Source organism: Pseudomonas sp. B21-015, from assembly GCF_024749285.1.
Classification (GTDB): Bacteria; Pseudomonadota; Gammaproteobacteria; order Pseudomonadales; family Pseudomonadaceae; genus Aquipseudomonas.
The window spans coordinates 4,534,385-4,557,875 of sequence record NZ_CP087196.1; the positions used below are offsets into that span (position 1 = coordinate 4,534,385).

The following is a 23,491-nucleotide window of genomic DNA, read 5'->3' on the forward strand; positions in this document are numbered from 1 at the left end:
TAATGCGCGCCAGTATACGCAGGCTACCCGACTAGTTCATCCTCGAACCTTATGGGTGCCTGCGAGTCCAACCGGCACCTTGTGAATGATGGCGTGATGATGCTGCGAGTTCTAGCCTTGAGCCTTACCCTGTTTACCGGCTTTGTACAGGCCACTGTCCTGCAACGCCCGATCAGCCTGGACACGGGCAGCGGCGAGCTTTTCGGCTCGCTGTTGCTGCCCAAGTCCGACACGCCTGTGCCGGTTGTCCTGATCATTTCCGGCTCCGGCCCTACGGATCGTGACGGAAACAACCCCGACGGCGGGCGCAACGACAGCCTCAAACGGCTGGCCTGGGTGCTGGCCAAACACAACATCGCCAGCGTGCGCTACGACAAGCGCGGCGTGGCGGCGAGCCTTGCGGCCACACCGGATGAGCGCAATCTGTCGGTGGAAGCCTATGTAGCCGATGCCGTGGCCTGGGGGCAGAAGCTCAAGGCCGATCCGCGCCTGGGCAAACTGATTTTGCTGGGTCACAGCGAAGGTGCGTTGATCGCCAGCCTGGCGGCGCCCAGTGTCGATGCCGCGGCGGTGATTTCCATGTCCGGCAGCGCCCGCCCGATCGATCAAGTGCTGCGCCAGCAGTTGAGCAATCGCCTGCCGCCGCCATTGATGCTGCGCAGCAATGAACTGCTCGACAGCCTCAAGGCCGGTCACACCGACGACAACGTGCCGCCGCAATTGCAGGTGATTTTCCGCCCCAGCGTGCAGCCGTACCTGATTTCGCTGTTTCGCCAGGACCCGGCGGCGGCCTTCGCCAAACTGAAAATGCCGGCACTGATCATCCAGGGCAGCAACGACATCCAGGTCGGCGTGGGTGACGCCAAGGCACTCAAGGCGGCCAAACCGGACGCCGAACTGGCGCTGATCGAAGGCATGAACCACGTGCTGCGCATCGTGCCCAACGATGTGAAGCGGCAATTGGCCTCCTATAAAGATCCGCAATTGCCGCTGGCGGCCGAGCTGGGCACGCGAATCCTCGGGTTTATTGACGGACTTCGCTCCAGCTAAGCGCTGTTAGGGGCGTGAAAACTAGTTGAGAACGCCCCCTAGCCCTCCAGTCCTGAAAAAAACGGCCGATAAGCCTTTGTCGCCAGCGTTATGACTGGCGGCAACAGAGCTTGGACAGGATCTCGCCGTTATGACTGATACCCCGGCTTCACCCGACACCACCGCTGAAAAAGACGCACCGCCAGCGGTCGAGCTGCCGTGGGCGGACGTCCACGTCGAGCACCACAAAATGCTCCGCCTGGCGCCGCTGCAAACCGACCGCAACACCGGTGGCCGGCCATTGCGCTTTGTCGAATTCGGTTACGCCGAACGCAATAGCAAGGAACACAGCCTGATGCGCATGACCATCAAGCTGCCGGGCCAGCGGGTGCGCAAAGAACAGAACCATCTGGACGTGTGGGTCAATCACACGACCAAACGCGTGCATTTCGAGCCGGAAAGCGGCTTGCAGATCGAGCCGATGAACCGTGGCATCGGGCGCTATATGGCCTCTCAGGGCGTCACGTGGGCGAAGAAGAGATGGCCCGCCTACACCATCGACGGCACCGACCTGAACAACAAGGATGCGCTGAACGAAGACACCCGTCTGCGACGCGATCACTTTCTGCGGGTGCACGGTTTTGACGTGGTCTACGCCGATGCCCAGCATTTGAAGGGCAGCGTCAAAGAGGTGCAGGTCGGTGACTTGCTCGGCGACTGGAACAGCGAAAAGCTGCAACAGGTGGAAATCCTCGAAGCCGCGCAGATGCTCCAGCAAGCCGAGCAGAACCTGGCGGAACAGGAAGTCAAACTCAAGAAGCACGAAGAAAAGGTCAGCAAGTACAAACGCGAAGACGCCGGGCTGCGTTTTACCATTACGTGTCTGGTGGCGTTTGCGGTGTTTCAGGCGGGGTTGTTGATCTGGATTGCCACGCACCGTTGAAGGTTATAGACCGAGGCGCGGCCATCGCGGGCAAGCCACGCTCCCACAGGTTTTGTGTTGTATCCAAATGATGTGGCACACACAAAACCTGTGGGAGCGTGGCTTGCCCGCGAAGGCTTTCTACAGTCAGACGCGGGAAGCGAACAGCGCCTGATGATCGCGGCACTGCTCCGCTGTCAGCATGAACACACCATGCCCGCCGCGCTCGAACTCCAGCCAGGCGAAGTCGACTTCCGGGTACAGCGCCTCGACGTGAACCTGGCTGTTACCCACCTCGACGATCAGCAACCCCTTCTCGGTCAGATGATCCGCCGCTTCGGCAAGCATGCGGCGCACCAGATTCAAACCATCGTCGCCGCAGGCCAGGCCCAGCTCGGGTTCGTGCTGATACTCATCCGGCATGTCAGCGAAATCCTCCGCATCGACGTAAGGCGGATTCGACACGATCAGGTCGAAACGCTGACCCGGCAAACCATCGAAACCATCGCCCTGAACGGTGAACACCCGCTCGTCGACACCGTGGCGCTCGATGTTCTGGTTCGCCACTTCCAGCGCTTCGAACGACAGGTCGGCCAGTACCACTTCGGCGCTCTGGAACTCGTAGGCACAGGCGATGCCGATGCAACCGGAACCGGTGCACAAGTCGAGAATGCGCGCAGGTTCGGCGCCCAGCCACGGCTCGAAACGTTTTTCGATCAGCTCGCCAATCGGTGAACGCGGGATCAGTACACGTTCGTCGACAATGAACGACAGGCCACAGAACCAGGCTTCGCCCAGCAGGTAAGCGGTAGGAATGCGTTCTTCGATACGGCGCTTGAGCAAGCGTTGCAGATGGACCAGCTCGTCGTCTTCCAGACGGCAGTCCAGATAGCTGTCGGCGATTTCCCACGGCAGGTGCAGCGCACCCAACACCAGTTGACGGGCTTCGTCCCAGGCGTTGTCGGTCCCATGGCCGAAAAACAGATCCTCCCCATGGAAGCGGCTGACGGCCCAACGGATATGGTCACGCAGGGTACGAAGTCGGGAAGTGATCACGGGGTAAACTCCAGAAAAAACGACTGACGATTCTAACAGCCAAAAGGCGCCGCGACGACGCAGGAAAAACACCGGATCAGATGTAGGATTCTTCTATTTTCTCAGCAGGCTATTGAACAGAACGAGTATCTTGACAAGGCTGCAAGCCAACAACGGCGGTGCCTACGATGGTAGCGATTCACAGAAGCGCTCAGCCAGAGGACAATGTCGCAAAAGCCCCACTCGAAGGAGCCCCAGAATGTCCGTTCCAAAAACGATGTTTCAACTCAGCGGCCGCGGTTATGCAGCGGCCAATCTGGGTCATGCGACCCTTGTCATCATCGATGCCCAGAAAGAGTACCTCAGTGGCCCGCTGGCCCTGAGCGGCATGGATGCTGCCGTCGCGAACATCAAACACCTGCTGGCCGCTGCCCGTGCAGCCGGTCGCCCGATCGTGCACGTGCGTCACCTCGGCACTGTCGGTGGGCTGTTCGATCCACAAGGCGAACGCGGTGAGTTCATCCCGGGCCTGGAGCCGCAGGGCGACGAAACCATCATCGGCAAATTGCTGCCGAGTGCGTTTCATGGCACCGAACTGTACGATCGCTTGCAACAACTGGGCTCGCTCGACCTGATCGTCTGCGGCTTCATGAGTCACTCCAGCGTCAGCACCACCGTGCGCGCGGCGAAGAACCTGGGCTTTCGCTGCACCCTGGTGGAAGATGCCTGCGCAACGCGGGACTTGCCCTGCAAGGGCGGTATCCTCAGCGCCGAACAGGTTCAGCAGACCGAAATGGCGATCATGGCGGACAACTTCGCCACCCTCGCCCTGACCCGCGAACTGATCTGATCGACCTTCGATGAGCGGTCCACGCCGCCGCTCATCCGCAAAAGCCTCTCATTTTCCGTAATTGCCCTAGCCTCAGGAACATCCCGGTCAACTCCCGGTCGAAGGGCCGATACCCATTGAGGAAGGTCGGAATGAAGTTATCCGATGGTTTTGATGCACGCCGCTTGCGACCCAAGGGCCAACGCAACTGGCGGTTTCGCTTCGGCGCAGCGTTCGCTGCCCTGCTGGCGACGTGCGGCGTGTTGCTGGCGATGGCCGGCGCGGCCAGCCTGCTGGGGCGGCCACCAGCATTGGGCGAATTGAATGCCAGCCCGCTGGGCTCGGCGATCATTCTGGCCGTGGGCCTGTTCGTGCTGTACATCGGCGTCTGGCTGTGGCGCCGCTGCCGTCGCCGCTCGCGCCAGTCGCAAGAGCTGAACATGGCGCCGCACCTGATGAAAAAACATGACTGAATCAACGGCCCGGCGTTTTGGCGGGCCCGAATTGTTATGGATAGGGTCCCGACTTGGGTAAACTGGCCGCCCTTCGCGGAGGCTGACATGCAAGACGACGATTTTTCCCTGTTCAAAAGCGCGATCCAAGGCGTCAAGCCGATCAAGCACGATCGCGCCGAAACCGGCAAACCCAAGGCCGACCGCGCGCAAATCGCCAAGCTGCGCCAGGCCGCCACCGTGCGCACCGATGCCACCACCGTTGACGGGCTGTCCGATCAGTTCGTCATTGATGTCGGCCCCGAAGATGAGCTGATGTGGGCCCGCGACGGCGTTCAGGAAAGCCAGATCCGCAAGCTCAAGATCGGACAGATTCCGTTCGAAGGCAGCCTCGACCTGCATGGCATGAACGTGGAAAAGGCCCGTGAAACCCTGTGGGCGTTTCTGGCCGAAGCGACCAAATTCGAAATCCGCTGCGTGCGCGTCACCCACGGCAAGGCCGTGCGTCTGGACGGCAAACGGCCGATGATCAAGAGTCACGTCAACACCTGGCTTCGTCAGCATCCACAGGTGCTCGGCTTCACGTCGTGCCAACCGAAACACGGCGGCGCCGGAGCGGTTTATGTGATGCTCAAACGCACCATGATGGAAGGTCGCGACGAGTGATGCTGTCGCTTCACGCTTGCAGCGCCGAGTCCGCCACCGTACCCTTGCCCTTTGCGTAAAATCCCACAGGTAGTTTCATGTCCCTGGAACAGAATTACACCGAGATTCTCGGCCAATTGGGCGAGGACGCCTCCCGCGAGGGCCTGCTCGACACGCCAAAACGTGCCGCCAAAGCCATGCAGTACCTCTGCCGCGGTTATGAACAGACACTGGAAGAGGTCACCAACGGTGCCTTGTTCAGCTCCGACAACAGCGAGATGGTGCTGGTCAAGGACATCGAGCTCTACTCGTTGTGCGAGCACCATCTGCTGCCGTTCATCGGCAAGGCCCACGTTGCCTACATTCCGAGCGGCAAGGTCCTGGGGCTGTCGAAAGTCGCGCGCATCGTCGATATGTACGCCCGCCGCCTGCAGATCCAGGAAAACCTCAGCCGCCAGATCGCCGATGCGGTCCAGCAAGTCACCGGCGCCCTGGGCGTTGCGGTGGTGATCGAGGCCAAGCACATGTGCATGATGATGCGCGGTGTGGAGAAACAGAATTCGACGATGATCACCTCGGTGATGCTCGGCGAGTTCCGCGAAAACGCAGCCACCCGCAGTGAGTTTCTCAGCCTGATCAAGTAACGCGCAGCACGAAGAAAACCGGCACTCATCGCCGGTTTTTTTCGCCCGTGAAAAATCAGGTAAGCTGCGCGCCTTCTGTTTGCCCCTGAGAGGCTTATACCGTGTTCGTAAAAGCGCTTCGTGTCGGCCTCGGCCAATTGATCATCTTCATCGACTTCATCACTCGTCCAGGCAAGAAGCAGCGCCCCGCCGCCGCTCAGGCTCAGGTCGAAACGGCCGCCAAGGACCTGACCCTGTATCAGTTCCACGCCTGCCCGTTCTGCGTGAAAACCCGCCGCACCCTGCGTCGCCTGAACGTTCCAGTGGCCTTGCGCGATGCCAAGAACAACGAACAGGATCGCCAGGCCCTGCTGGAGCAAGGTGGCAAGATCAAGGTGCCGTGCCTGCGCATCGAAGAGAATGGCCAGACTACCTGGATGTATGAGTCCAAGGTGATCATTGATTACCTGGATAAGCGGTTTGCTGCGGCCTGATGGTTTTTGTGGTGCTTCGACCGGCGCCATCGCGGGCAAGCCCGCTCCCACAGGGATTTGTAGAGTAAATGGGATCTGTGTTTAAAACAGATCCACTGGTGGGAGCGAGGCCGCGATGAGGCCAGACCAACCACCACAAACTTCAGACAAAAATAAACCGGCCCATAGGCCGGTTTATTTGTTTACGCCCTCCCCTCAAGCCGCTTCTGCCGCCTGTGCCTGACGCACCACCGCCGCCAAGCGCTTGAGCCCTTCGTCCAGATGCGCCGGGTCGATGTGGCTGAAGTTCAGCCGCAGATGACCGGGGTTATTGTCCGGCTCAGGGAAAAATGGGGCAAGCCTCGCTCCTACAGTCGTACACACACCCTGCAGGAGCGAGGCTTGCCCGCGAAGGCGTCCTTCCTGGCGATATATCCCTATTGCCAAACTTTTCGTCCACAAAATCAAAAACATTATTTGCATTATTTGTATACAAAAGCATAATTCGCTTCGTGCGAGTTCCTGACCAGCAGGTCAACAAATTCGCAAGTACCTCAAAGGGTCGCTGCCACCCTCATGGGTCCGGCCCTGGAAATAACAATAAAACTCTTGAGGAGTACTCGCTGTGGAAAGCCGCAAATCCGAAGCCTCGACGCTGGAACTCTCGCCGCCATTACGCAATGGCTGGCTGGAGCGCATCTTCAAACTCAGCTTGCACGGCACCACGGTGAAGACCGAGCTGATCGCCGGCCTGACAACCTTCATCACCATGGCTTACATCATCTTCGTCAACCCCAACATCATGGCCGACGCCGGGATCGATCACGGTGCCGCGTTCGTCGCCACCTGCATCGCCGCCGCGCTGGGTTGCCTGCTGATGGGGCTGTACGCCAACTGGCCGGTCGGCCTGGCACCGGGCATGGGCCTGAACGCGTTCTTCACCTACACCGTGGTCGGCACCATGGGCTACAACTGGGAAACCGCACTCGGCGCGGTGTTCGTTTCCGGTGTGTTGTTCATGTTCCTGACCTTCTCCCGGATCCGTGAATGGTTGCTCAACAGCATTCCAGTGAGTTTGCGCTTTGCCATGGGCGCCGGTGTGGGCCTGTTTCTGGGGCTGATCGGCCTGAAAACCGCGGGCATCGTCGTCGATAGCCCGGCCACTCTGATCAAACTCGGCTCCCTGCGCGAACCTGGCCCACTACTGGCTGCCATCTGCTTCCTGATGATTGCCGTGCTCAGCTACCACAAAGTGTTCGGCGCGATTCTCATCAGCATCATCACCGTGACTCTGGCCGGTTGGGGCCTGGGCCTGGTGCACTACGAGGGCATCATGTCTGCCCCGCCGAGCCTGGCGCCGACCTGGATGGCCATGAACGTCGCCGGCGTGTTCAACGTCAGCATGATCAGCGTGGTGCTGGCCTTCCTCTTCGTGCACATGTTCGACACTGCCGGCACCTTGATGGGCGTTGCCCAGCGCGCCAATCTGGTGAACGCTGACGGCCGGATCGAAAACCTGTCCCGCGCCATGAAAGCCGACAGCGCCTCTAGCGTCTTCGGCGCCATGGTCGGCGTTCCGCCAGTTACCAGCTACGTGGAAAGTGCCGCTGGCGTAGCCGCTGGTGGCCGGACTGGTCTTACCGCCGTGGCCGTAGGTGTGCTATTTATTGCCGCCATGTTTTTCGCACCGCTGGCTGGCATGATCCCCGCTTATGCAACGGCCGGTGCGCTGATTTATGTGGCAATGCTGATGATGGGCGGCATGGCGCACATCGAATGGGACGAAGCGACCGACAGCATTCCGGCGATCGTCACCGCGATCATGATGCCGCTGACCTTCTCGGTCGCCGACGGTATCGCGCTGGGCTTCATCACTTACGTGGTACTGAAAGCCTGTACCGGTAAGCACAAGGAAATTTCCGTCAGCCTGTGGGTGCTATGCGCGATCTTCATCGCCAAGTTCATCTTCTTGTAAGCGTCACGCGGTACCCGTTTCAAACCAGCCTCACCCCGTCGGGTGGGGCTTTTGCACATAGGGAGGAAGTGATGAGTCTGGAAACCTGGCTGCTGTTCAGCGGCGCTGCGCTGGTGGTGATCCTGATCCCGGGGCCGCTGTCTTTGCTGATGATCAGCAACAGCCTGAATTACGGTTTACGCCGCTCTTACCCGGCGTTTCTGGGCGGCGTGATTGCGTCGCTCTGCCTGCTCAGTGCTTCGGCGCTTGGCTTGGGCGCATTGTTGCTGGCGTCGGAACAGCTGTTCAGCGCCCTGAAAATCGTTGGCGCGCTGTACCTGTTCTACCTCGCCTGGCAGAGCTGGCAGCAATCGCGTCAGCCATCCCAAGGCGCTGAAGTGCCTCAGGCTGTGCCGGTGCCACGCTTTCGTGCGCTGTTTGGGCGCGCGTTCATGCTCGGCGCCAGTAACCCGAAAGACATTTTGTTCTTTGCCGCGTTCCTGCCGCAGTTTCTGAGCGCCGAGCAACCGTTCCTGCCGCAGTTGCTGGTGATGATTGCCACCTGGACGGTGCTGGATCTGCTGTGCAAGCTGGCTTATGGCCTCGGTGCCCATGGCGCGGCGCGGTATCTGCGCAGTGGCAAGGGGCAGAGCTGGTTTAACCGGGTCAGTGCGGGGTTGTTCAGTGGCGCCGGTGCGGCGTCGTTATTGAGCCGCTAAAAGCAAAAGCTTCGCGAGCAAGCCCGCACACACATTGGAATGCGTACTCCTGTGGGAGCGGGCTTGCTCACGAAGGCGTCATTCGCAACACCACATTATCTACAGGCAAAAAAAAGCCCGCAGTGTGAGCGGGCAAAAGACCAAAGAAGCTATATGCGCAGGATTCTTGGGGGGGAAAGTCCTAGCTTCCTCTATAGGTCGAATAGCTGTAAGGCGAAATAAGCAACGGCACATGGTAGTGATCCTGTTCGGCAGAGATACCGAACCGCAGCACCACCACATCCAGGAACGCAGGCTCTGGAAGCTGAACACCACGGGCGCGGTAGTAATCGCCCGCGTGAAACTGAAGCTGATAGACCCCGGACCGATAGTCATCGCCTTGCAGCAGCGGCGCATCGACACGACCGTCGCTGTTGGTAATCGCAGTGGCGACCCATTCCAGCTGCGAACCTTCAACGCGGTACAACTCGACCTTGATCGAGCTGCCCGGGCAACCGTGTGCAGCGTCCAAAACGTGTGTAGTCAAACGTCCCATTGATTCTGCGCGCCTGCCTGCGTGGAGCAGTCAGACCTCGCGCCTCCCGAAGTCAGTTGAAAAGGAGGCCGCACCGTTTCGGAGCACGAAAAGTTGCGGCGAGCGACTGATTAAGACACTTTTCAAAAAAATTGTACACAATAAAAACGACATTTTTACTACCATCGCCGTCATTCAGGGTTTGACGGCGAATCTTGCACCGAACCATAAGATCAGCGGACCTTCCATCCATTAGCTGACCAGTCAGGCAGGTTTCTTGCAGTACCCTCCAAAGAGGACAGTCAGTGAAAAAGGCAAAAAATCAGGCTTACAAAGTGAATATAAAGTTGTATACAATCAACCCATCGCTGTGACGCCAGCCTGTCATCCCACTGCCTGGTCGCCACACAACCCTGACCTTGAACAAGTCGACACGAACAAGAAGGAAGACTGCAGTGAGCGCTGACTACCCACGCGACCTGATCGGTTACGGCAGTAACCCTCCTCACCCACACTGGCCGGGCAATGCCCGCATCGCCTTGTCCTTCGTGCTCAACTACGAGGAAGGTGGCGAGCGCAATATCCTTCACGGCGATAAAGAGTCCGAAGCCTTCCTTTCGGAAATGGTCTCGGCGCAGCCGCTGCAAGGCGAGCGCAACATGAGCATGGAATCCCTTTACGAGTATGGCAGCCGTGCCGGCGTCTGGCGGATTCTGAAACTGTTCAAGGAATTCGACATCCCGCTGACCATCTTCGCCGTGGCCATGGCCGCCCAGCGCCACCCGGACGTGATCCGCGCGATGGTCGAGGCCGGCCACGAAATCTGCAGCCACGGCTATCGCTGGATCGACTACCAGTACATGGACGAAGCGCAGGAACGCGAGCACATGCTCGAAGCGATCCGCATCCTCACCGAAATCACCGGCGAGCGCCCGTTGGGCTGGTACACCGGCCGCACCGGCCCGAACACCCGTCGGCTGGTGATGGAAGAAGGCGGTTTCCTCTACGACTGCGACACCTACGACGACGACCTGCCCTACTGGGAACCGAACAACCCGACCGGCAAGCCGCACCTGGTGATTCCGTACACCCTGGACACCAACGACATGCGTTTCACCCAGGTCCAGGGCTTCAACAAGGGCGACGACTTTTTCGAATACCTCAAAGACGCCTTCGACGTGCTGTATGCCGAAGGCAGCGATGCGCCGAAGATGCTGTCGATCGGCCTGCACTGCCGGCTGATTGGCCGCCCGGCGCGCCTGGCCTCGCTCAAACGCTTTATCGAATACGCTAAAAGTCATGAACAGGTGTGGTTCAGCCGTCGCGTCGACATCGCTCGCCACTGGCACGAAACCCACCCGTATCAAGGGGCTGCGACATGAGCCACTTCCAAACCCTGAAGCCATCGACTTTGAGCCGCGACGCGTTTGTCGCCGCCTTCGCCGACATCTACGAACACTCGCCATGGGTGGCCGAAAAGGCCTTCGACCTGGGCGTGGACGCTTCGATCGACGACATCGAAACCCTGCACCAGCGCATGAGCGACATTTTGTTGAGCGCTGATCACACAAGCCAACTGGCCCTGATCAACGCTCACCCGGACCTCGCCGGCAAAGCGGCCGTCCAGGGCCAACTGACCGAAGCCAGCACCCATGAACAGGCTGGCGCCGGTATTCACCAATGCTCGAGCGATGAGTTTCAACGCTTCACCGAGCTGAACGACGCCTACAAAGCCAAGTTCAAGTTTCCCTTCATCATGGCGGTAAAAGGCAGCAACCGGCATCAGATCCTCGCGGCGTTCGAAACGCGCATTCACAACTCGGTCGACACCGAATTCAAATGCGCGCTGGCGGAGATCAACAAGATCGCGTTGTTCCGATTACTGACCCTATAAGCGAGCTTGGCCCGAGTGCTCTTAAACGCGAAAAGTACCCAGGGCCCTGCAAGCATCCCAAGCCAACTTATTTAAAGGCAGACAAGAAGAATGAAAGCTTACGCCGTACCTTTCGAGAAGTTCGTCAACCTGGCCGACGCCCGCCTGGGCACCAAAATCATCTCGGTCACCGATGACTGGTTCGCAGATGCCAACCGTCTGTTCCAACCGACCCCGGCCGTGTGGAAGGAGGGCGTGTTCGATGACAACGGCAAGTGGATGGACGGCTGGGAGTCGCGCCGCAAGCGCTTCGAAGGCTACGACAGCGCGGTGATCCGCCTGGGCGTACCGGGCTCGATCAAAGGCGTGGACATCGACACTTCATTCTTCACCGGCAACTTCCCGCCGTCGGCTTCCCTGGAAGCCTGCTTCCTGACCTCCGGCGAGCCGGACGAAAACACCCAGTGGACTGAAGTGCTGTCGGCCGTCGAGCTGCAAGGCAACAGCCACCACTACCACGAAATCACCAACGACCAGGCCTTCAGCCACCTGCGCTTCAACATCTACCCGGATGGCGGCGTGGCCCGTCTGCGTGTGTACGGCATTCCGTTCCGCGACTGGTCAGCTGTGGGCGACAACGAACAGGTCGACCTGGCCGCAGCTCTGAACGGTGGCCGTGCGCTGGCCTGCTCCGACGAACACTTCGGCCGCATGAGCAACATCCTCAACCCGGGCCGTGGCATCAACATGGGCGATGGCTGGGAAACCGCCCGTCGTCGCACGCCGGGCAATGACTGGGTGATCGTCGCACTGGGTCATGCCGGCGAGGTCGAGAAAGTCATCGTCGACACCCTGCACTTCAAGGGCAACTACCCGGACACGTGCTCGATCCAGGGTGCATTCGTGAAAGGCGGCACCGACAGCCAGATCGAAACCCAATCGCTGTTCTGGCGCGAATTGCTGCCGAGCCAGAAGCTGGAAATGCACGCCGAACACACCTTCGCCGAGCAGATCAAGGCACTGGGCCCGATCACCCACATCCGCCTGAATGTGTTCCCGGATGGTGGTGTGAGCCGCCTGCGCGTTTTGGGCAAGGTCGCGAAGTAAGATTGCGATGATCGTTCCCACGCTCTGCGTGGGAATGCATACCGTGACGCTCCGCGTCACAGTGGACGCGGAGCGTCCATGGCGGCGTTCCCACGCAGAGCGTGGGAACGATCAAATTCAAAAGATTAAGAAGACCAGCATGCGCACATTGACGATTGAACCGCTGACCAAAGAAGCCTTCGCCCCTTTCGGTGACGTGATCGAAACCGACGGTAGCGATCACTTCATGATCAACAACGGTTCGACCATGCGCTTTCACAAACTGGCTGTGGTCGAAACCGCCACGCCAGAGGACAAGGCGATCATCAGCATCTTCCGCGCCGACGCGCAGGACATGCCGCTGACCGTCCGCATGCTGGAGCGTCATCCGCTGGGCAGCCAGGCTTTCATTCCGCTGCTCGGCAACCCCTTTCTGATCGTGGTCGCGCCACTTGGCGATGAACCTGTATCAGGCTTGGTCCGCGCCTTCGTCACCAACGGCAGGCAGGGCATTAATTACCATCGCGGCGTCTGGCACCACCCGGTGCTGACGATCGAAAAGCGGGATGACTTCCTGGTGGTTGATCGCAGTGGCACAGGCAACAACTGCGATGAGCATTTTTTCAAAGAGGATGAGTGTTTGATCCTCGCCCCCCACCAATAAGAGAAGAGTCCGATCACTTGACAACAAAAGTGACGGGCGAGAGGTAAAGACTGTGGAAGCACATCTGTTGGAATGGCTGAACCTGAGCGTGCGCTGGGTTCACATGATCACTGGCGTGGCCTGGATCGGTGCATCGTTCTATTTCGTCTGGCTGGAAAACAACCTCAACCGGGTCAACCCGAAAAACGGGCTGGCGGGCGATTTGTGGGCGATCCACGGCGGCGGCATCTACCACCTGGAAAAATACAAACTGGCTCCACCGACCATGCCGGACAACCTGCACTGGTTCAAATGGGAAGCCTATTTCACCTGGCTGTCGGGGATCGCGCTGCTGTGCGTGGTGTTCTACTCCAACCCGACGCTGTACCTGCTGGCACCGGGCAGCACCCTGAGCGGCCCTGAAGGCGTAGCCATCGGCCTCGGCTCGCTGTTCATCGGCTGGTTCATCTACTCCTTCCTCTGCGACTCGGCCCTGGGCAAACGCCCTGCCCTGCTGGGCTTCATCCTGTTCGTGCTGATCATCGGCGCCGCTTACGGCTTCAGCAAAGTGTTCAGCGGTCGGGGTGCGTACCTGCATGTCGGCGCCATCATCGGCACCATCATGGTCGGCAACGTGTTCCGCATCATCATGCCGGCCCAACGCGCATTGGTGGCGGCGATTGCCGAGAACCGCACGCCCGACCCGGCGCTGCCGGCCAAAGGCTTGCTGCGTTCGCGGCACAACAACTACTTCACCTTGCCGGTGCTGTTCATCATGATCAGCAACCACTTCCCGAGCACCTACGGCAGCCAATACAACTGGCTGATCCTGGCCGGGATCGCGGTGCTGGCGGTGTTGGTGCGTCACTACTTCAACACCCGTCATGACAGCCACAAGTTTGCCTGGACCCTGCCCGTCGCGGCAGTTGGCATGATTTGCCTGGCGTACGTCACGGGGCCGGCGCCGATGTCCAGCGCGCCTGAAGTGGCCAAGGCACCTGGGACTATCGAGTACCAGCCGCTGCCAGAAACCGCCCTTGGCGGTGGTGCCAAACCTGAAGCTGCAAAACCCGCTGCACCTGCCGCTGCACCGGCCCAAGCCTCGAATCAGGGCCCGACGTTCGACAAGGTTCACAGCGTCATTCAGGAGCGTTGCGCGGTCTGTCACTCGGCCAAACCCACCAGCCCGCTGTTCAGTGCGGCACCCGCCGGCGTGATGTTCGACACGCCAGAACAGATCCGCCAAAACGCCGCTCGCATTCAGGCTCAAGCCGTCACCAGCCAGATCATGCCACTGGGCAACATCACCCAGATGACCCAGCAGGAACGTGACCTGATCGGTGCGTGGATTGTTCAGGGCGCTGCGACCCATTAAGTAGCAAAAGCTTCGCGGGCACGCCTCCTCCTACAGGATTTGCATTGACCTTGCAGGGGCGAGGCTTGCCCGCGAGTGGCCGCATTGATCTGAACCTGTGACGAGGGGTTCGCCCTCACATCAGGGCAAGCCCCCTTATCACAGTGCACCTCAAACAATAAAAACAAGAGGGAGCAACAGATGATTAATCCCCAGACAAGCCTGTCGCTTGGCAGCGTCGGCCTGACTGCCTACAACCGTGCCCCAAACCTGTCGCCAGTGCTCTGTTGCGGGGCACTTGAGCCGTGGCACGGGAGTCGGCATTCTCCGCGGCCGTCCGAATCCGGTCTAAAAAAAAGCGCAGATTTAATTCCTGACCAGAAAGCCAACTTACCCCGGCTCTGGACCGCACCAAGGCAACCCGAATTGACACTCAATCGACTGTTTTCGAACAGCCGAACGGGCGTTTTTTGGCTTTTTTAAAGCCTTGGCTCAGCTCTTGCTAACAGCACCAAAGCTGACCGACTGGATGACTTTTTACCGCAGCAAGAAAAGGCGCCACACCAGAGCGCCGACCTTAGAAAAACAACGTGGAACCACCTACTTTTTGGGAGCAACCGAATGAAACGTACGTGCACCAGCCTGATGCTCGCGGGATCCTTGCTGGCCGGGGGCCAGGCAATGGCCGGCGACTTGCTGCAATGGCAGAACAACAGCCTGACCTACCTCTACGGCAAGGACTTCCAGGTCAACCCGCGCATTCAGCAAACCGTCACCTTCGAGCACGCCGATGCCTGGAAATACGGGGACAACTTCGTGTTCGTCGACAAGATTTTCTACAACGGCAAGGACGACAGCGGCGTTGGCTCGAACACCTATTACGGCGAAATCAGCCCGCGCTTGTCGTTTGGCAAGATCTTCGACCAGAAGCTGGAATTCGGTCCGGTCAAGGACGTACTGCTGGCGATGACGTACGAGTTCGGTGAAGGTGATACCGAGTCCTACCTGATCGGTCCGGGTTTTGACCTGGCAATTCCCGGGTTCGACTACTTCCAGCTGAACTTCTACCAGCGCCACACCGAAGGCAGCCGCCCGGGTGACAACGTCTGGCAGATCACCCCGGTCTGGGCCTACACCATTCCTGTCGGCGATTCGAACATCCTGATCGATGGTTTCATGGACTGGGTGGTCGACAACGACCAGAACAGCAAAGGCACCTACCACGCCAACCTGCACTTCAACCCACAGATCAAATACGACTTGGGCAAAGCCTTGAACATTGGCGAGAAGCAGTTGTATGTGGGTGTCGAGTACGACTACTGGTCCGACAAGTACGGGATCAAGGACAGCCAGGCCTTCAAGACCGATCAAAGCAATACGAGCTTGCTGGTGAAGTTCCACTTCTGATCGCAAAAAGCATCGCGGGCAAGCCACGCTCCCACAGGTTCTGTGTCGTTCACATCATCGGCGAACGACACAAAACCTGTGGGAGCGTGGCTTGCCCGCGAACAGCCACACCGCCAATCTCAAGCCGGCACCGCAGGCTCCATCAACCCCAGAAACCGGCACAACTCATCCCGCTTGGCCAAGGCATCGCGCCGCCCCAGATCGATCAACTCGCTGCAATACCCCGCCTCGAACAACAGATAACTCAGCACCCCCGCCCCGCTGGTCTTGGTCGCCCCCGGCCCGCGTAAAAACAGACGCAAGGCCGCCGGTAATTCCTGCCGATGCCGCGCCGCAATTTCATCGATCGGCTGACTCGGCGAAATCACCAGCACCTCCACCGGCGCCGCCCCCAATGCACGACTCGACATGCCGTCGGGCAGCAGATGGCTGAACTGATTCAGACGCTGCAACAACTCGATGTCACTTTCCAGGCTGTCAATGAACGTACTGTTGAGCATGTGCCCGCCAATCTGCGCCAGGGTCGGCTGCTGACCGGTGTAGGCGCGTTGCAGCGGCTGTTGCGGGTCGACGCCGCGCGGGTTGCCGCTGACGCCCACCACCAGCACGCGGCTGGCGCCCAGGTGCAGGGCCGGGCTGATCGGCGCCGACTGGCGCACTGCGCCATCGCCGAAATACTCTTCGCCGATTTTCACCGGTGCGAACAGCAACGGAATCGCCGAACTGGCGAGCAGATGGTCGACGCTCAATTGAGTCGGTACGCCGATTCGCCGATGGCGCAACCAGGACTCGATGGTGCCGCCGCCCTGATAAAACGTGACAGCCTGACCGGACTCATAACCGAACGCCGTGACCGCCACCGCCTTCAATTGTTTTTGCGCGATCGCTTCGGCAATCCCGGGCATGTGCAGTTTGTGATTGAGCAAACGGCGCAGCGGCGAACTGTTGAGCAGGGCCACTGGCACCGGCGAACCAATGCCCATCAGGTTGTGACTGACAAAACGGGTGGCCTGATGAATCACCCCCGGCCAATCGCTGCGTAATACCAGATGGCTGCGAAAACCTTGCCAGAAGGCCGTCAGACGCTCGATCGCGCCACGAAAGTCCATTGCTCCACTGGCCAGGCTGACCGCGTTGATCGCACCGGCCGAGGTGCCGACGATCACCGGAAACGGATTCGCCGCCCCCATCGGCAGCAGCTCGGCAATCGCCGCGAGCACGCCCACCTGATAGGCCGCCCGAGCCCCACCGCCGGAAAGAATCAACCCTGTAACCGGTTCAGCAGAACTCATTGCAACACTCCATGGTGCTTAAAGGGGTCGGTGACTCAACCGCGTTTGACGTACAGCTTCGGCTCGCCCGGTGGACGGCTCTTGAAGCGGCGATGCGCCCAGAGGTATTGCTCCGGACATTCGCGCAAGGCACTTTCGACCCACTGGTTGATCCGAATGCAGTCAGCCTCTTCCGTCTCGCCGGGAAAGCCTTCGAGCGGCGCGTGAATCACCAACCGATAACCGCTGCCGTCAGCCAGGCGCTCCTGGGTGAACGGCACCACCAGCGCCTTGCCCAGCCGTGCGAATTTACTGGTGGCGGTGACAGTCGCCGCCTGAATCCCGAACAGTGGCACGAAGATACTTTGCTTGGCGCCGTAGTCCTGATCCGGTGCGTACCAGATCGCTCTCCCTGCCCGCAGCAGTTTGAGCATGCCACGCACGTCGTCGCGCTCCACCGCCAGCGAGTCGAGGTTGTGCCGCTCGCGGCCACGACGCTGGATGTAGTCGAACAGCGGATTCTTGTGTTCGCGGTACATGCCATCGATGGTGTGCTGCTGACCGAGCAGCGCCGCACCGATTTCCAGCGTGGTGAAATGCACGGCCATCAGAATCACGCCCTTGCCCTCCGTCTGGGCCTGCTTCAAATGCTCCAGGCCTTCGACATGAGCCAGTTTCGCCAGACGCTTGCGCGACCACCACCAACTCATGGCCATCTCGAAGAAGGCGATCCCGGTGGACGCGAAGTTTTGCTTGAGCAGGCGCTTGCGCTCGGCAGCGGATTTTTCAGGGAAACACAGCTCAAGATTGCGCTTGGCAATGCGCCGTCGGTCGCCGGCCACCCGATACATCAATGCACCCAGGGCGCGACCGATCGACAGCAACGCCGGATACGGCAATTGCACAATCAGCCACAACAGCCCCAGGCCACACCACAGCGGCCAGAAACGCGGAGAAAGAAATGCTGTTCGAAAACGCGGGCGATCCATTAAAGGTTCCGTCAAGACAGTGGCCGCGCATTCTACATCGTTCGACCCGGCTTGCGGCCCGCGGGCGTTCTCGTTATAAGTCTCGGCACTTTTAGTGACAAGCCGTTGTATGCCGACCATGAGCCAAACCGAACCGCTAGACCAAGATCCCGTGTTCCAGTTGAAGGGCAGCATGCTCGCCATTACGGTGCTGGAACTGGCCCGTAACGACCTTGAGAGCCTTGATCGGCAACTGGCCGCCAAAGTCGCCCAGGCGCCCAACTTCTTCAGCAACGCGCCGCTGGTACTGGCCCTGGACAAACTCCCGGCCAGCGAAGGCTCGGTCGACCTGCCGGGATTGATGCGCATCTGCCGTCAGCACGGCCTGCGCACCCTGGCGATCCGCGCCAGCCGCATCGAAGACATCGCAGCGGCCATCGCCGTCGATCTGCCGGTGCTGCCGCCGTCCGGTGCCCGTGAGCGCCCGCTCGACCCGCTCGAAGGCGTCGTTGCGAAAAAACCGGAAAAACCACCGGAACCGACCATCAAACCGACGAAAATCATTACCTCGCCAGTACGCGGTGGCCAGCAGATTTATGCCCAGGGCAGCGATCTGGTGGTGATTTCGTCGGTCAGCCCGGGGGCGGAACTTCTCGCCGATGGGAATATCCATGTATACGGCGCGATGCGCGGTCGTGTCTTGGCCGGCGTCAAAGGCGACACGAAAGCCAGGATTTTCTGTCAGCAAATGACCGCTGAACTGGTCTCCATCGCCGGCCACTACAAGGTTTCCGAAGATCTGCGTCGCGATCCATTGTGGGGCGCGGGCGTACAAGTCAGCCTGTCGGGCGACGTGTTGAACATCATTCGGCTTTAACGGATACTGCCGCATTTTCCAAGCATCTCTAAAACGTAGCGAAAACGGCTCAAACGAAGTAGGAAAAAGGCCAAAAGCAGTGTTTACCGGGGGTAAGCACCGCTCAGAACCGGATTCCAGCCAAGGCTGTCCGACTGCAGTAGTTTTTCAAGAGATGTTTTTCAGGGGCTAAACGTCCTTTTTCCTTAGGGGTAAAACACCTTGGCCAAGATTCTCGTGGTTACATCCGGCAAGGGTGGTGTGGGTAAGACCACCACCAGCGCCGCTATCGGTACCGGCCTCGCTCTGCGTGGTCACAAAACAGTAATCGTCGACTTCGACGTCGGTTTGCGTAACCTCGACCTGATCATGGGTTGCGAGCGCCGCGTGGTATATGACTTCGTCAACGTGGTGAACGGCGAAGCCAACCTGCAACAGGCCCTGATCAAAGACAAACGCCTGGAAAACCTCTACGTCCTGGCCGCCAGCCAGACGCGCGACAAAGACGCGCTGACCGTCGAAGGCGTGGAAAAAGTCCTGATGCAGCTCAAGGAAGACTTCGATTTCGTGGTCTGCGACTCCCCGGCCGGTATCGAGAAAGGTGCCCACCTGGCCATGTACTTCGCCGACGAAGCGATTGTCGTGACCAACCCGGAAGTTTCCTCCGTACGTGACTCGGACCGCATGCTGGGCCTGCTGGCCAGCAAGTCCCGTCGTGCCGAAAGAGGCGAAGACCCGATCAAGGAACACCTGCTGATCACCCGCTACCATCCAGAACGTGTCAGCAAGGGCGAAATGCTCGGTGTCGAAGACGTCAAGGATATTCTCTCGGTGACATTGCTCGGCGTGATCCCTGAATCCCAGGCGGTGCTCAAGGCATCCAACCAGGGTATTCCGGTGATTCTCGACGACCAGAGCGACGCTGGTCAGGCCTACAGCGATACCGTTGACCGCCTGCTGGGCGAAAATCGCGAACACCGGTTCCTTGATGTCGAGAAGAAGGGATTCTTCGAGCGACTTTTTGGAGGTAGGTAATGAACCTTTTTGACTTCTTTCGTGCCAGTAAAAAGGTCAGCACCGCGTCGGTAGCGAAAGAGCGTCTACAGATCATCGTGGCGCATGAACGCGGCCAGCGCAGTACGCCGGACTACTTGCCAGCCCTGCAGAAGGAACTGGTGGAAGTGATCCGCAAGTACGTCAATATCGGGTCCGATGACGTGCACGTCGCTCTGGAAAACCAGGGCAGCTGCTCGATCCTGGAACTCAATATCACCCTGCCAGATCGCTGAGTCGATCCGGCGGGAGCCACGGCGGCTCAGAACCTTTGAGCCTGTGTAGGAGCTGCCGCAGGCTGCGATCTTTTGATCTTGTTTTAAAAGCAAAATCAAAAGATCGCAGCCTGCGGCAGCCCCTACACGGGACAATGGAGGTTCTGAGCCGCCGTTGGCGTTTGTTACGAGGCTGTTTTAATGCCGTTGTCCAACATCCGTATCATCCATCAGGACGCCGCCGTACTGGTGGTGGACAAGCCGACCCTGCTGCTCTCTGTCCCTGGCCGGGCCGATGACAACAAGGACTGCCTGATTACCCGCCTGCAAGAAAACGGCTACCCGGAAGCGCGAATAGTTCATCGGCTGGACTGGGAAACCTCCGGCATCATTCTGTTGGCCCGTGATCCGGACACTCATCGTGAGCTGTCTCGGCAATTTCACGACCGAGAAACCGAAAAAGCCTACACCGCCCTGTGCTGGGGACAACCGGAACTGGACAGTGGCAGCATCGACCTGCCCCTGCGCTACGACCCGCCGACCAAGCCACGTCATGTGGTGGACCACGAATTCGGCAAGCATGCCCTGACCTTCTGGCGCGTGCTGGAGCGTTGCGGCGACTGGTGCCGCGTCGAGCTGACGCCGATCACCGGCCGCTCCCACCAGTTGCGCGTGCACATGCTCTCCATCGGCCATCCGCTGTTGGGTGACGGGCTCTACGCCCATCCGCAAGCCCTGGCCGCCTGGCCACGCCTGTGTCTGCACGCGAGCATGCTCAGTTTCACTCATCCGCAAAGCGGCGAACGCTTGCGTTTCGAGTGCCCGGCACCGTTCTAGAGCAACAACCGAAAAAATGTGGGAGCGAGCCTGCTCGCGATGGCGCAGGGACAGGCAACATGGATGTCACTGAAACGCCGCCTTCGCGAGCAGGCTCGCTCCCACAAGGGACCTTCCACAGCAGCAGCCCGCCGCCAATTCTGCGGCCAATACGTTAGACTTGCGCCACTGCTGTCTGGAGCTGCTTATGCGCGAAGAGTTGAACCAAGGCCTGATCGATTTCCTCAAGGCCTCCCCTACCCCGTTCCATGCCACCGCCAGCCTTGTTCAGCGTCTGGAAGCCGCCGGCTTTGTGCGCCTCGACGAGCGCGAGCCGTGGAACACCGAAGCCAACGGTCGTTACTACGTCACCCGTAACGACTCTTCGATCGTCGCGTTCAAAATGGGCCGTCATTCGCCCCTGCATGGCGGCATCCGCCTGGTCGGCGCGCACACCGACAGCCCGTGCCTGCGGGTCAAACCCCAGCCGGAGCTGCAACGCCAAGGCTTCTGGCAACTGGGTGTCGAAGTCTATGGCGGTGCACTGCTGGCGCCTTGGTTCGACCGCGATCTGTCCCTGGCCGGCCGCGTGACCTTCCGCCGTGATGGCAAGGTCGAGAGCCAATTGATCGATTTCAAGGCACCGATCGCGATCATTCCGAACCTGGCCATTCACCTTAACCGTGAAGCCAACATGGGCTGGGCGATCAATGCCCAGACCGAACTGCCGCCGATTCTCGCGCAATTTGCCGGTGACGAACGCGTGGACTTCCGCGCCGTGCTCACCGATCAACTGGCCCGCGAACATGGCCTGAACGCCGACGTGGTGCTCGATTACGAGCTGAGTTTCTACGATACCCAAAGCGCTGCTGTCATCGGCCTGCATGGCGATTTCATCGCTGGCGCACGCCTGGACAACCTGCTGTCGTGCTACGCCGGCCTGCAAGCGTTGCTGACGGCCGAAACCGACGAAACCTGTGTGCTGGTCTGCAACGATCACGAAGAAGTCGGTTCCTGCTCGGCCTGTGGCGCCGACGGTCCGATGCTTGAGCAGACCCTGCGCCGTCTGTTGCCCGAAGGGGATGAATTCGTACGGACCATTCAGAAATCCCTGCTGGTCTCGGCCGACAACGCCCACGGCGTGCACCCGAACTACGCCGACAAGCACGACGCCAACCATGGCCCGAAACTCAACGCCGGCCCGGTGATCAAGGTCAACAGCAACCAGCGCTACGCCACCAACAGCGAAACCGCCGGGTTCTTCCGCCATTTGTGCATGGCCGAAGAAGTACCGGTGCAGAGCTTCGTGGTGCGCAGCGACATGGGTTGTGGCTCGACCATCGGCCCGATCACCGCCAGCCATCTGGGCGTACGCACCGTGGACATCGGCCTGCCGACGTTCGCCATGCACTCGATCCGTGAGCTGTGCGGCAGCCATGACCTGGCGCATCTGGTCAAAGTGCTGAGCGCGTTTTACGCCTGCCACGAATTGCCGTAAGAACGCAGTCCCCCGTAGGAGCTGCCGAAGGCTGCGATCTTTTGATGTTGATCTTTTGGCGTATTCAAATGTGCTGAAAATCAAGATCAAAAGATCGCAGCCTTCGGCAGCTCCTACGCCACACATCACCAACGCCCGCCCGAAAGCCGCCTAGACTTGCAGTACACCCTCCGACAAGGCTGGCACCATGATCTCGATGTCTGCGTTTCACGCCATGCTGATCCCGATTCTGTCCGGGATGATCATGCTGGCCATCGGCTTCAACTTTCGCGACAAGAACGCCGGTGTGTTCGCGATGTGGGTCGGCATGCTGATGATCCTCGCCACCGTGATCTACAAGATCCTCGCCAAACTCAACGAGTAAAATCCTCGCGCCTACGCAAGATCAAACAATCAGACCACATCCACCCCGACATGAATCGCATCATGACGCCAAAACTCCAGGTCACAATCGATCAAGCGTCCATGCTGATCATAATTGACCCGGACAATCCGCAACCCGGGGCTCCCCACCGACACCCGTAAAGCCGCCGCCGCATCCACCGACAACGCCGTCGGCACAATCTCGAAACGCACACGCCCATAGTGCAAATCATAGTGCCGTGCATACAGCTCGGTGATCGACTGATTCAGATCGAAGTCCAGAATCCCCGGAAAAAACTGCGGGTTCAGGTAATGCTCCACATACAGCACCAATCGCCCGTCAATCCGTCGCGAGCGGCAGATCTGGATCACACTCGACAGCGCCGGCAACTGCAACCACGCACACACCGCCGCCGACGCCGGCTGCAACCGCGCTGAAATCACCTCGGTGGACGGCACTCGCCCCTGGGCACTGACCATCGCGTGAAAGTGGCTGCGCTGCATCAGGTTATAAGCCAGCCGCGGGGGCGACACGAACCAGCCGCGCCGCTCCTCGCGATAAATCTGGCCCTGGGCCTCCAACTGCAATAAGGCCTCACGCACGGTGATCCGCGTGGTACCGAACAACTCACTGAGCTTGCGCTCGGCCGGCAACTTGCTCCCGGGCGCCAACAGACCGTGGTCGAGCTGTTCTTGCAGAACCTGCCCGATCGCTGTCACCGCTTTGGTTGTCTCGATGCGCATCAACGTTACCTATCTGGACTAGACCAGCACTGTTTCAGGGCAGAACCGCGATTGAATCCGGGCTCCATCAACTGCCTGCAAGCCTAGGCACTGCACATGACTGGCAGATGACAAAGCCGCCGAACGGTTGTGCCAGACACCTGCAATTT

Annotated in this window: 26 protein-coding genes and 1 pseudogene; 21 read left to right on the top strand and 6 right to left on the bottom strand. The window is 59.6% G+C overall.

From position 1 onward, the window contains the following. Positions 1 to 51 precede the first annotated feature (51 nt). Positions 52 to 1,050, top strand: coding sequence for an alpha/beta hydrolase (locus LOY38_RS20650; protein WP_258696826.1), 999 nt, complete (start codon positions 52 to 54; stop codon positions 1,048 to 1,050). 130 nt (positions 1,051 to 1,180) lie between these two features. Beyond that, complete coding sequence (locus tag LOY38_RS20655; protein ID WP_258696827.1) at positions 1,181 to 1,972, top strand: hypothetical protein; 792 nt, start codon at positions 1,181 to 1,183, stop codon at positions 1,970 to 1,972. A 126-nt stretch (positions 1,973 to 2,098) separates the two neighbouring features. Here the strand turns inward: LOY38_RS20655 and prmB are convergent, their stop codons facing one another. After that, positions 2,099 to 3,007, bottom strand: a complete 909-nt coding sequence (gene prmB / locus LOY38_RS20660; RefSeq protein ID WP_258696828.1) for a 50S ribosomal protein L3 N(5)-glutamine methyltransferase — start codon at positions 3,005 to 3,007, stop codon at positions 2,099 to 2,101. Between the two features lie 238 nt (positions 3,008 to 3,245). Here prmB and LOY38_RS20665 point away from each other — a divergent pair, with 238 nt between their 5' ends. From LOY38_RS20665 to LOY38_RS20685, 5 genes are all read left to right on the top strand, one after another. Further along, positions 3,246 to 3,836 (top strand): cysteine hydrolase family protein, encoded by a 591-nt coding sequence (locus LOY38_RS20665; protein ID WP_258696829.1) that lies wholly within the window; start codon positions 3,246 to 3,248, stop codon positions 3,834 to 3,836. A gap of 131 nt (positions 3,837 to 3,967) precedes the next feature. Continuing rightward, entirely contained in the window at positions 3,968 to 4,288 is a 321-nt protein-coding gene (locus tag LOY38_RS20670) for a hypothetical protein (RefSeq protein WP_258696830.1), read from the top strand. Positions 4,289 to 4,375: 87 nt separating this feature from the next. Continuing rightward, entirely contained in the window at positions 4,376 to 4,933 is a 558-nt protein-coding gene (locus tag LOY38_RS20675) for a Smr/MutS family protein (RefSeq protein ID WP_105339706.1), read from the top strand. A 77-nt stretch (positions 4,934 to 5,010) separates the two neighbouring features. Next, positions 5,011 to 5,556 (top strand): GTP cyclohydrolase I FolE, encoded by a 546-nt coding sequence (folE, locus tag LOY38_RS20680; RefSeq protein ID WP_007940820.1) that lies wholly within the window; start codon positions 5,011 to 5,013, stop codon positions 5,554 to 5,556. Positions 5,557 to 5,657: 101 nt separating this feature from the next. Beyond that, positions 5,658 to 6,029 (top strand): glutathione S-transferase N-terminal domain-containing protein, encoded by a 372-nt coding sequence (locus LOY38_RS20685; protein ID WP_129436949.1) that lies wholly within the window; start codon positions 5,658 to 5,660, stop codon positions 6,027 to 6,029. A 195-nt stretch (positions 6,030 to 6,224) separates the two neighbouring features. Here the strand turns inward: LOY38_RS20685 and LOY38_RS20690 are convergent. After that, positions 6,225 to 6,362, bottom strand: a pseudogene (locus LOY38_RS20690) (PLP-dependent aminotransferase family protein); the annotation flags it as partial. Positions 6,363 to 6,633: 271 nt separating this feature from the next. On the opposite strand from LOY38_RS20690, the gene LOY38_RS20695 reads away from it, so the two are divergent. Together LOY38_RS20695 and LOY38_RS20700 are read left to right on the top strand one after the other, a co-directional pair. After that, complete coding sequence (locus tag LOY38_RS20695) at positions 6,634 to 7,983, top strand: NCS2 family permease (RefSeq protein WP_408980532.1); 1,350 nt, start codon at positions 6,634 to 6,636, stop codon at positions 7,981 to 7,983. Between the two features lie 71 nt (positions 7,984 to 8,054). After that, positions 8,055 to 8,681 carry a LysE family translocator gene (locus LOY38_RS20700; protein WP_258696831.1) on the top strand — a complete coding sequence of 209 codons (627 nt, stop codon included), beginning with the start codon at positions 8,055 to 8,057 and terminating at the stop codon, positions 8,679 to 8,681. A gap of 181 nt (positions 8,682 to 8,862) precedes the next feature. On the opposite strand, the gene uraH is transcribed toward LOY38_RS20700, so the two are convergent. Continuing rightward, a complete protein-coding gene (gene uraH, locus LOY38_RS20705; RefSeq protein WP_258696832.1) occupies positions 8,863 to 9,216 on the bottom strand; it encodes a hydroxyisourate hydrolase in 354 nt (117 codons plus the stop codon). Between the two features lie 434 nt (positions 9,217 to 9,650). Here uraH and puuE point away from each other — a divergent pair, with 434 nt between their 5' ends. The 6 genes from puuE to LOY38_RS20735 all read left to right on the top strand — a co-directional run bounded on the left by puuE (position 9,651) and on the right by LOY38_RS20735 (position 15,558). Next, on the top strand, positions 9,651 to 10,577 hold the full coding sequence (gene puuE, locus LOY38_RS20710) for an allantoinase PuuE (protein ID WP_258696833.1): 927 nt from the start codon (positions 9,651 to 9,653) through the stop codon (positions 10,575 to 10,577). Next, entirely contained in the window at positions 10,574 to 11,089 is a 516-nt protein-coding gene (uraD, locus tag LOY38_RS20715; protein WP_258696834.1) for a 2-oxo-4-hydroxy-4-carboxy-5-ureidoimidazoline decarboxylase, read from the top strand. The genes puuE and uraD overlap by 4 nt, the downstream gene beginning before the upstream one ends. A 90-nt stretch (positions 11,090 to 11,179) precedes the next feature. Continuing rightward, positions 11,180 to 12,175 (top strand): allantoicase, encoded by a 996-nt coding sequence (gene alc / locus LOY38_RS20720; protein WP_258696835.1) that lies wholly within the window; start codon positions 11,180 to 11,182, stop codon positions 12,173 to 12,175. A gap of 139 nt (positions 12,176 to 12,314) precedes the next feature. Beyond that, positions 12,315 to 12,818: an ureidoglycolate lyase gene (locus tag LOY38_RS20725; RefSeq protein WP_258700767.1), complete on the top strand. Its 504-nt coding sequence runs from the start codon at positions 12,315 to 12,317 to the stop codon at positions 12,816 to 12,818. Between the two features lie 52 nt (positions 12,819 to 12,870). Beyond that, a complete protein-coding gene (locus tag LOY38_RS20730) occupies positions 12,871 to 14,172 on the top strand; it encodes a urate hydroxylase PuuD (protein WP_258696836.1) in 1,302 nt (433 codons plus the stop codon). A 600-nt stretch (positions 14,173 to 14,772) separates the two neighbouring features. Then, positions 14,773 to 15,558, top strand: coding sequence for an outer membrane protein OmpK (locus tag LOY38_RS20735; RefSeq protein WP_258696837.1), 786 nt, complete (start codon positions 14,773 to 14,775; stop codon positions 15,556 to 15,558). Between the two features lie 119 nt (positions 15,559 to 15,677). Here the strand turns inward: LOY38_RS20735 and LOY38_RS20740 are convergent, their stop codons facing one another. Both LOY38_RS20740 and LOY38_RS20745 read right to left on the bottom strand, forming a co-directional pair. After that, entirely contained in the window at positions 15,678 to 16,850 is a 1,173-nt protein-coding gene (locus LOY38_RS20740; RefSeq protein ID WP_258696838.1) for a patatin-like phospholipase family protein, read from the bottom strand. Positions 16,851 to 16,885: 35 nt separating this feature from the next. Further along, entirely contained in the window at positions 16,886 to 17,818 is a 933-nt protein-coding gene (locus LOY38_RS20745) for a lipid A biosynthesis lauroyl acyltransferase (RefSeq protein ID WP_258696839.1), read from the bottom strand. 118 nt (positions 17,819 to 17,936) lie between these two features. On the opposite strand from LOY38_RS20745, the gene minC reads away from it, so the two are divergent. The 6 genes from minC to LOY38_RS20775 all read left to right on the top strand — a co-directional run bounded on the left by minC (position 17,937) and on the right by LOY38_RS20775 (position 22,599). After that, on the top strand, positions 17,937 to 18,674 hold the full coding sequence (minC, locus tag LOY38_RS20750) for a septum site-determining protein MinC (RefSeq protein ID WP_258696840.1): 738 nt from the start codon (positions 17,937 to 17,939) through the stop codon (positions 18,672 to 18,674). Positions 18,675 to 18,875: 201 nt separating this feature from the next. Further along, complete coding sequence (minD, locus tag LOY38_RS20755; RefSeq protein WP_030131659.1) at positions 18,876 to 19,688, top strand: septum site-determining protein MinD; 813 nt, start codon at positions 18,876 to 18,878, stop codon at positions 19,686 to 19,688. Next, positions 19,688 to 19,942 (top strand): cell division topological specificity factor MinE, encoded by a 255-nt coding sequence (gene minE / locus LOY38_RS20760; RefSeq protein WP_007898843.1) that lies wholly within the window; start codon positions 19,688 to 19,690, stop codon positions 19,940 to 19,942. Before minD ends, minE begins: the two co-directional genes overlap by 1 nt. A 180-nt stretch (positions 19,943 to 20,122) precedes the next feature. Continuing rightward, on the top strand, positions 20,123 to 20,758 hold the full coding sequence (locus tag LOY38_RS20765; protein ID WP_007940846.1) for an RluA family pseudouridine synthase: 636 nt from the start codon (positions 20,123 to 20,125) through the stop codon (positions 20,756 to 20,758). Between the two features lie 187 nt (positions 20,759 to 20,945). Further along, entirely contained in the window at positions 20,946 to 22,235 is a 1,290-nt protein-coding gene (locus LOY38_RS20770; RefSeq protein ID WP_258696841.1) for a M18 family aminopeptidase, read from the top strand. A gap of 187 nt (positions 22,236 to 22,422) precedes the next feature. Next, on the top strand, positions 22,423 to 22,599 hold the full coding sequence (locus LOY38_RS20775; RefSeq protein ID WP_258696842.1) for a hypothetical protein: 177 nt from the start codon (positions 22,423 to 22,425) through the stop codon (positions 22,597 to 22,599). Positions 22,600 to 22,628: 29 nt separating this feature from the next. On the opposite strand, the gene phnR is transcribed toward LOY38_RS20775, so the two are convergent. Then, a complete protein-coding gene (gene phnR, locus LOY38_RS20780; protein WP_258696843.1) occupies positions 22,629 to 23,342 on the bottom strand; it encodes a phosphonate utilization transcriptional regulator PhnR in 714 nt (237 codons plus the stop codon). Positions 23,343 to 23,491: the final 149 nt, after the last annotated feature.

Bases quoted from the DNA above. Each gene is read 5' to 3' on its own strand.
- LOY38_RS20650 (WP_258696826.1), top strand. From the start codon at position 52: ATGGGTGCCTGCGAGTCCAACCGGCACCTTGTGAATGATGGCGTGATG.
- LOY38_RS20655 (WP_258696827.1), top strand. From the start codon at position 1,181: ATGACTGATACCCCGGCTTCACCCGACACCACCGCTGAAAAAGACGCA.
- LOY38_RS20665 (WP_258696829.1), top strand. From the start codon at position 3,246: ATGTCCGTTCCAAAAACGATGTTTCAACTCAGCGGCCGCGGTTATGCA.
- LOY38_RS20670 (WP_258696830.1), top strand. From the start codon at position 3,968: ATGAAGTTATCCGATGGTTTTGATGCACGCCGCTTGCGACCCAAGGGC.
- LOY38_RS20675 (WP_105339706.1), top strand. From the start codon at position 4,376: ATGCAAGACGACGATTTTTCCCTGTTCAAAAGCGCGATCCAAGGCGTC.
- folE (WP_007940820.1), top strand. From the start codon at position 5,011: ATGTCCCTGGAACAGAATTACACCGAGATTCTCGGCCAATTGGGCGAG.
- LOY38_RS20700 (WP_258696831.1), top strand. From the start codon at position 8,055: ATGAGTCTGGAAACCTGGCTGCTGTTCAGCGGCGCTGCGCTGGTGGTG.
- uraH (WP_258696832.1), bottom strand. From the start codon at position 9,216: ATGGGACGTTTGACTACACACGTTTTGGACGCTGCACACGGTTGCCCG.
- uraD (WP_258696834.1), top strand. From the start codon at position 10,574: ATGAGCCACTTCCAAACCCTGAAGCCATCGACTTTGAGCCGCGACGCG.
- alc (WP_258696835.1), top strand. From the start codon at position 11,180: ATGAAAGCTTACGCCGTACCTTTCGAGAAGTTCGTCAACCTGGCCGAC.
- LOY38_RS20725 (WP_258700767.1), top strand. From the start codon at position 12,315: ATGCGCACATTGACGATTGAACCGCTGACCAAAGAAGCCTTCGCCCCT.
- LOY38_RS20735 (WP_258696837.1), top strand. From the start codon at position 14,773: ATGAAACGTACGTGCACCAGCCTGATGCTCGCGGGATCCTTGCTGGCC.
- LOY38_RS20740 (WP_258696838.1), bottom strand. From the start codon at position 16,850: ATGAGTTCTGCTGAACCGGTTACAGGGTTGATTCTTTCCGGCGGTGGG.
- LOY38_RS20745 (WP_258696839.1), bottom strand. From the start codon at position 17,818: ATGGATCGCCCGCGTTTTCGAACAGCATTTCTTTCTCCGCGTTTCTGG.
- minC (WP_258696840.1), top strand. From the start codon at position 17,937: ATGAGCCAAACCGAACCGCTAGACCAAGATCCCGTGTTCCAGTTGAAG.
- minE (WP_007898843.1), top strand. From the start codon at position 19,688: ATGAACCTTTTTGACTTCTTTCGTGCCAGTAAAAAGGTCAGCACCGCG.
- LOY38_RS20765 (WP_007940846.1), top strand. From the start codon at position 20,123: ATGCCGTTGTCCAACATCCGTATCATCCATCAGGACGCCGCCGTACTG.
- LOY38_RS20770 (WP_258696841.1), top strand. From the start codon at position 20,946: ATGCGCGAAGAGTTGAACCAAGGCCTGATCGATTTCCTCAAGGCCTCC.
- LOY38_RS20775 (WP_258696842.1), top strand. From the start codon at position 22,423: ATGATCTCGATGTCTGCGTTTCACGCCATGCTGATCCCGATTCTGTCC.
- phnR (WP_258696843.1), bottom strand. From the start codon at position 23,342: ATGCGCATCGAGACAACCAAAGCGGTGACAGCGATCGGGCAGGTTCTG.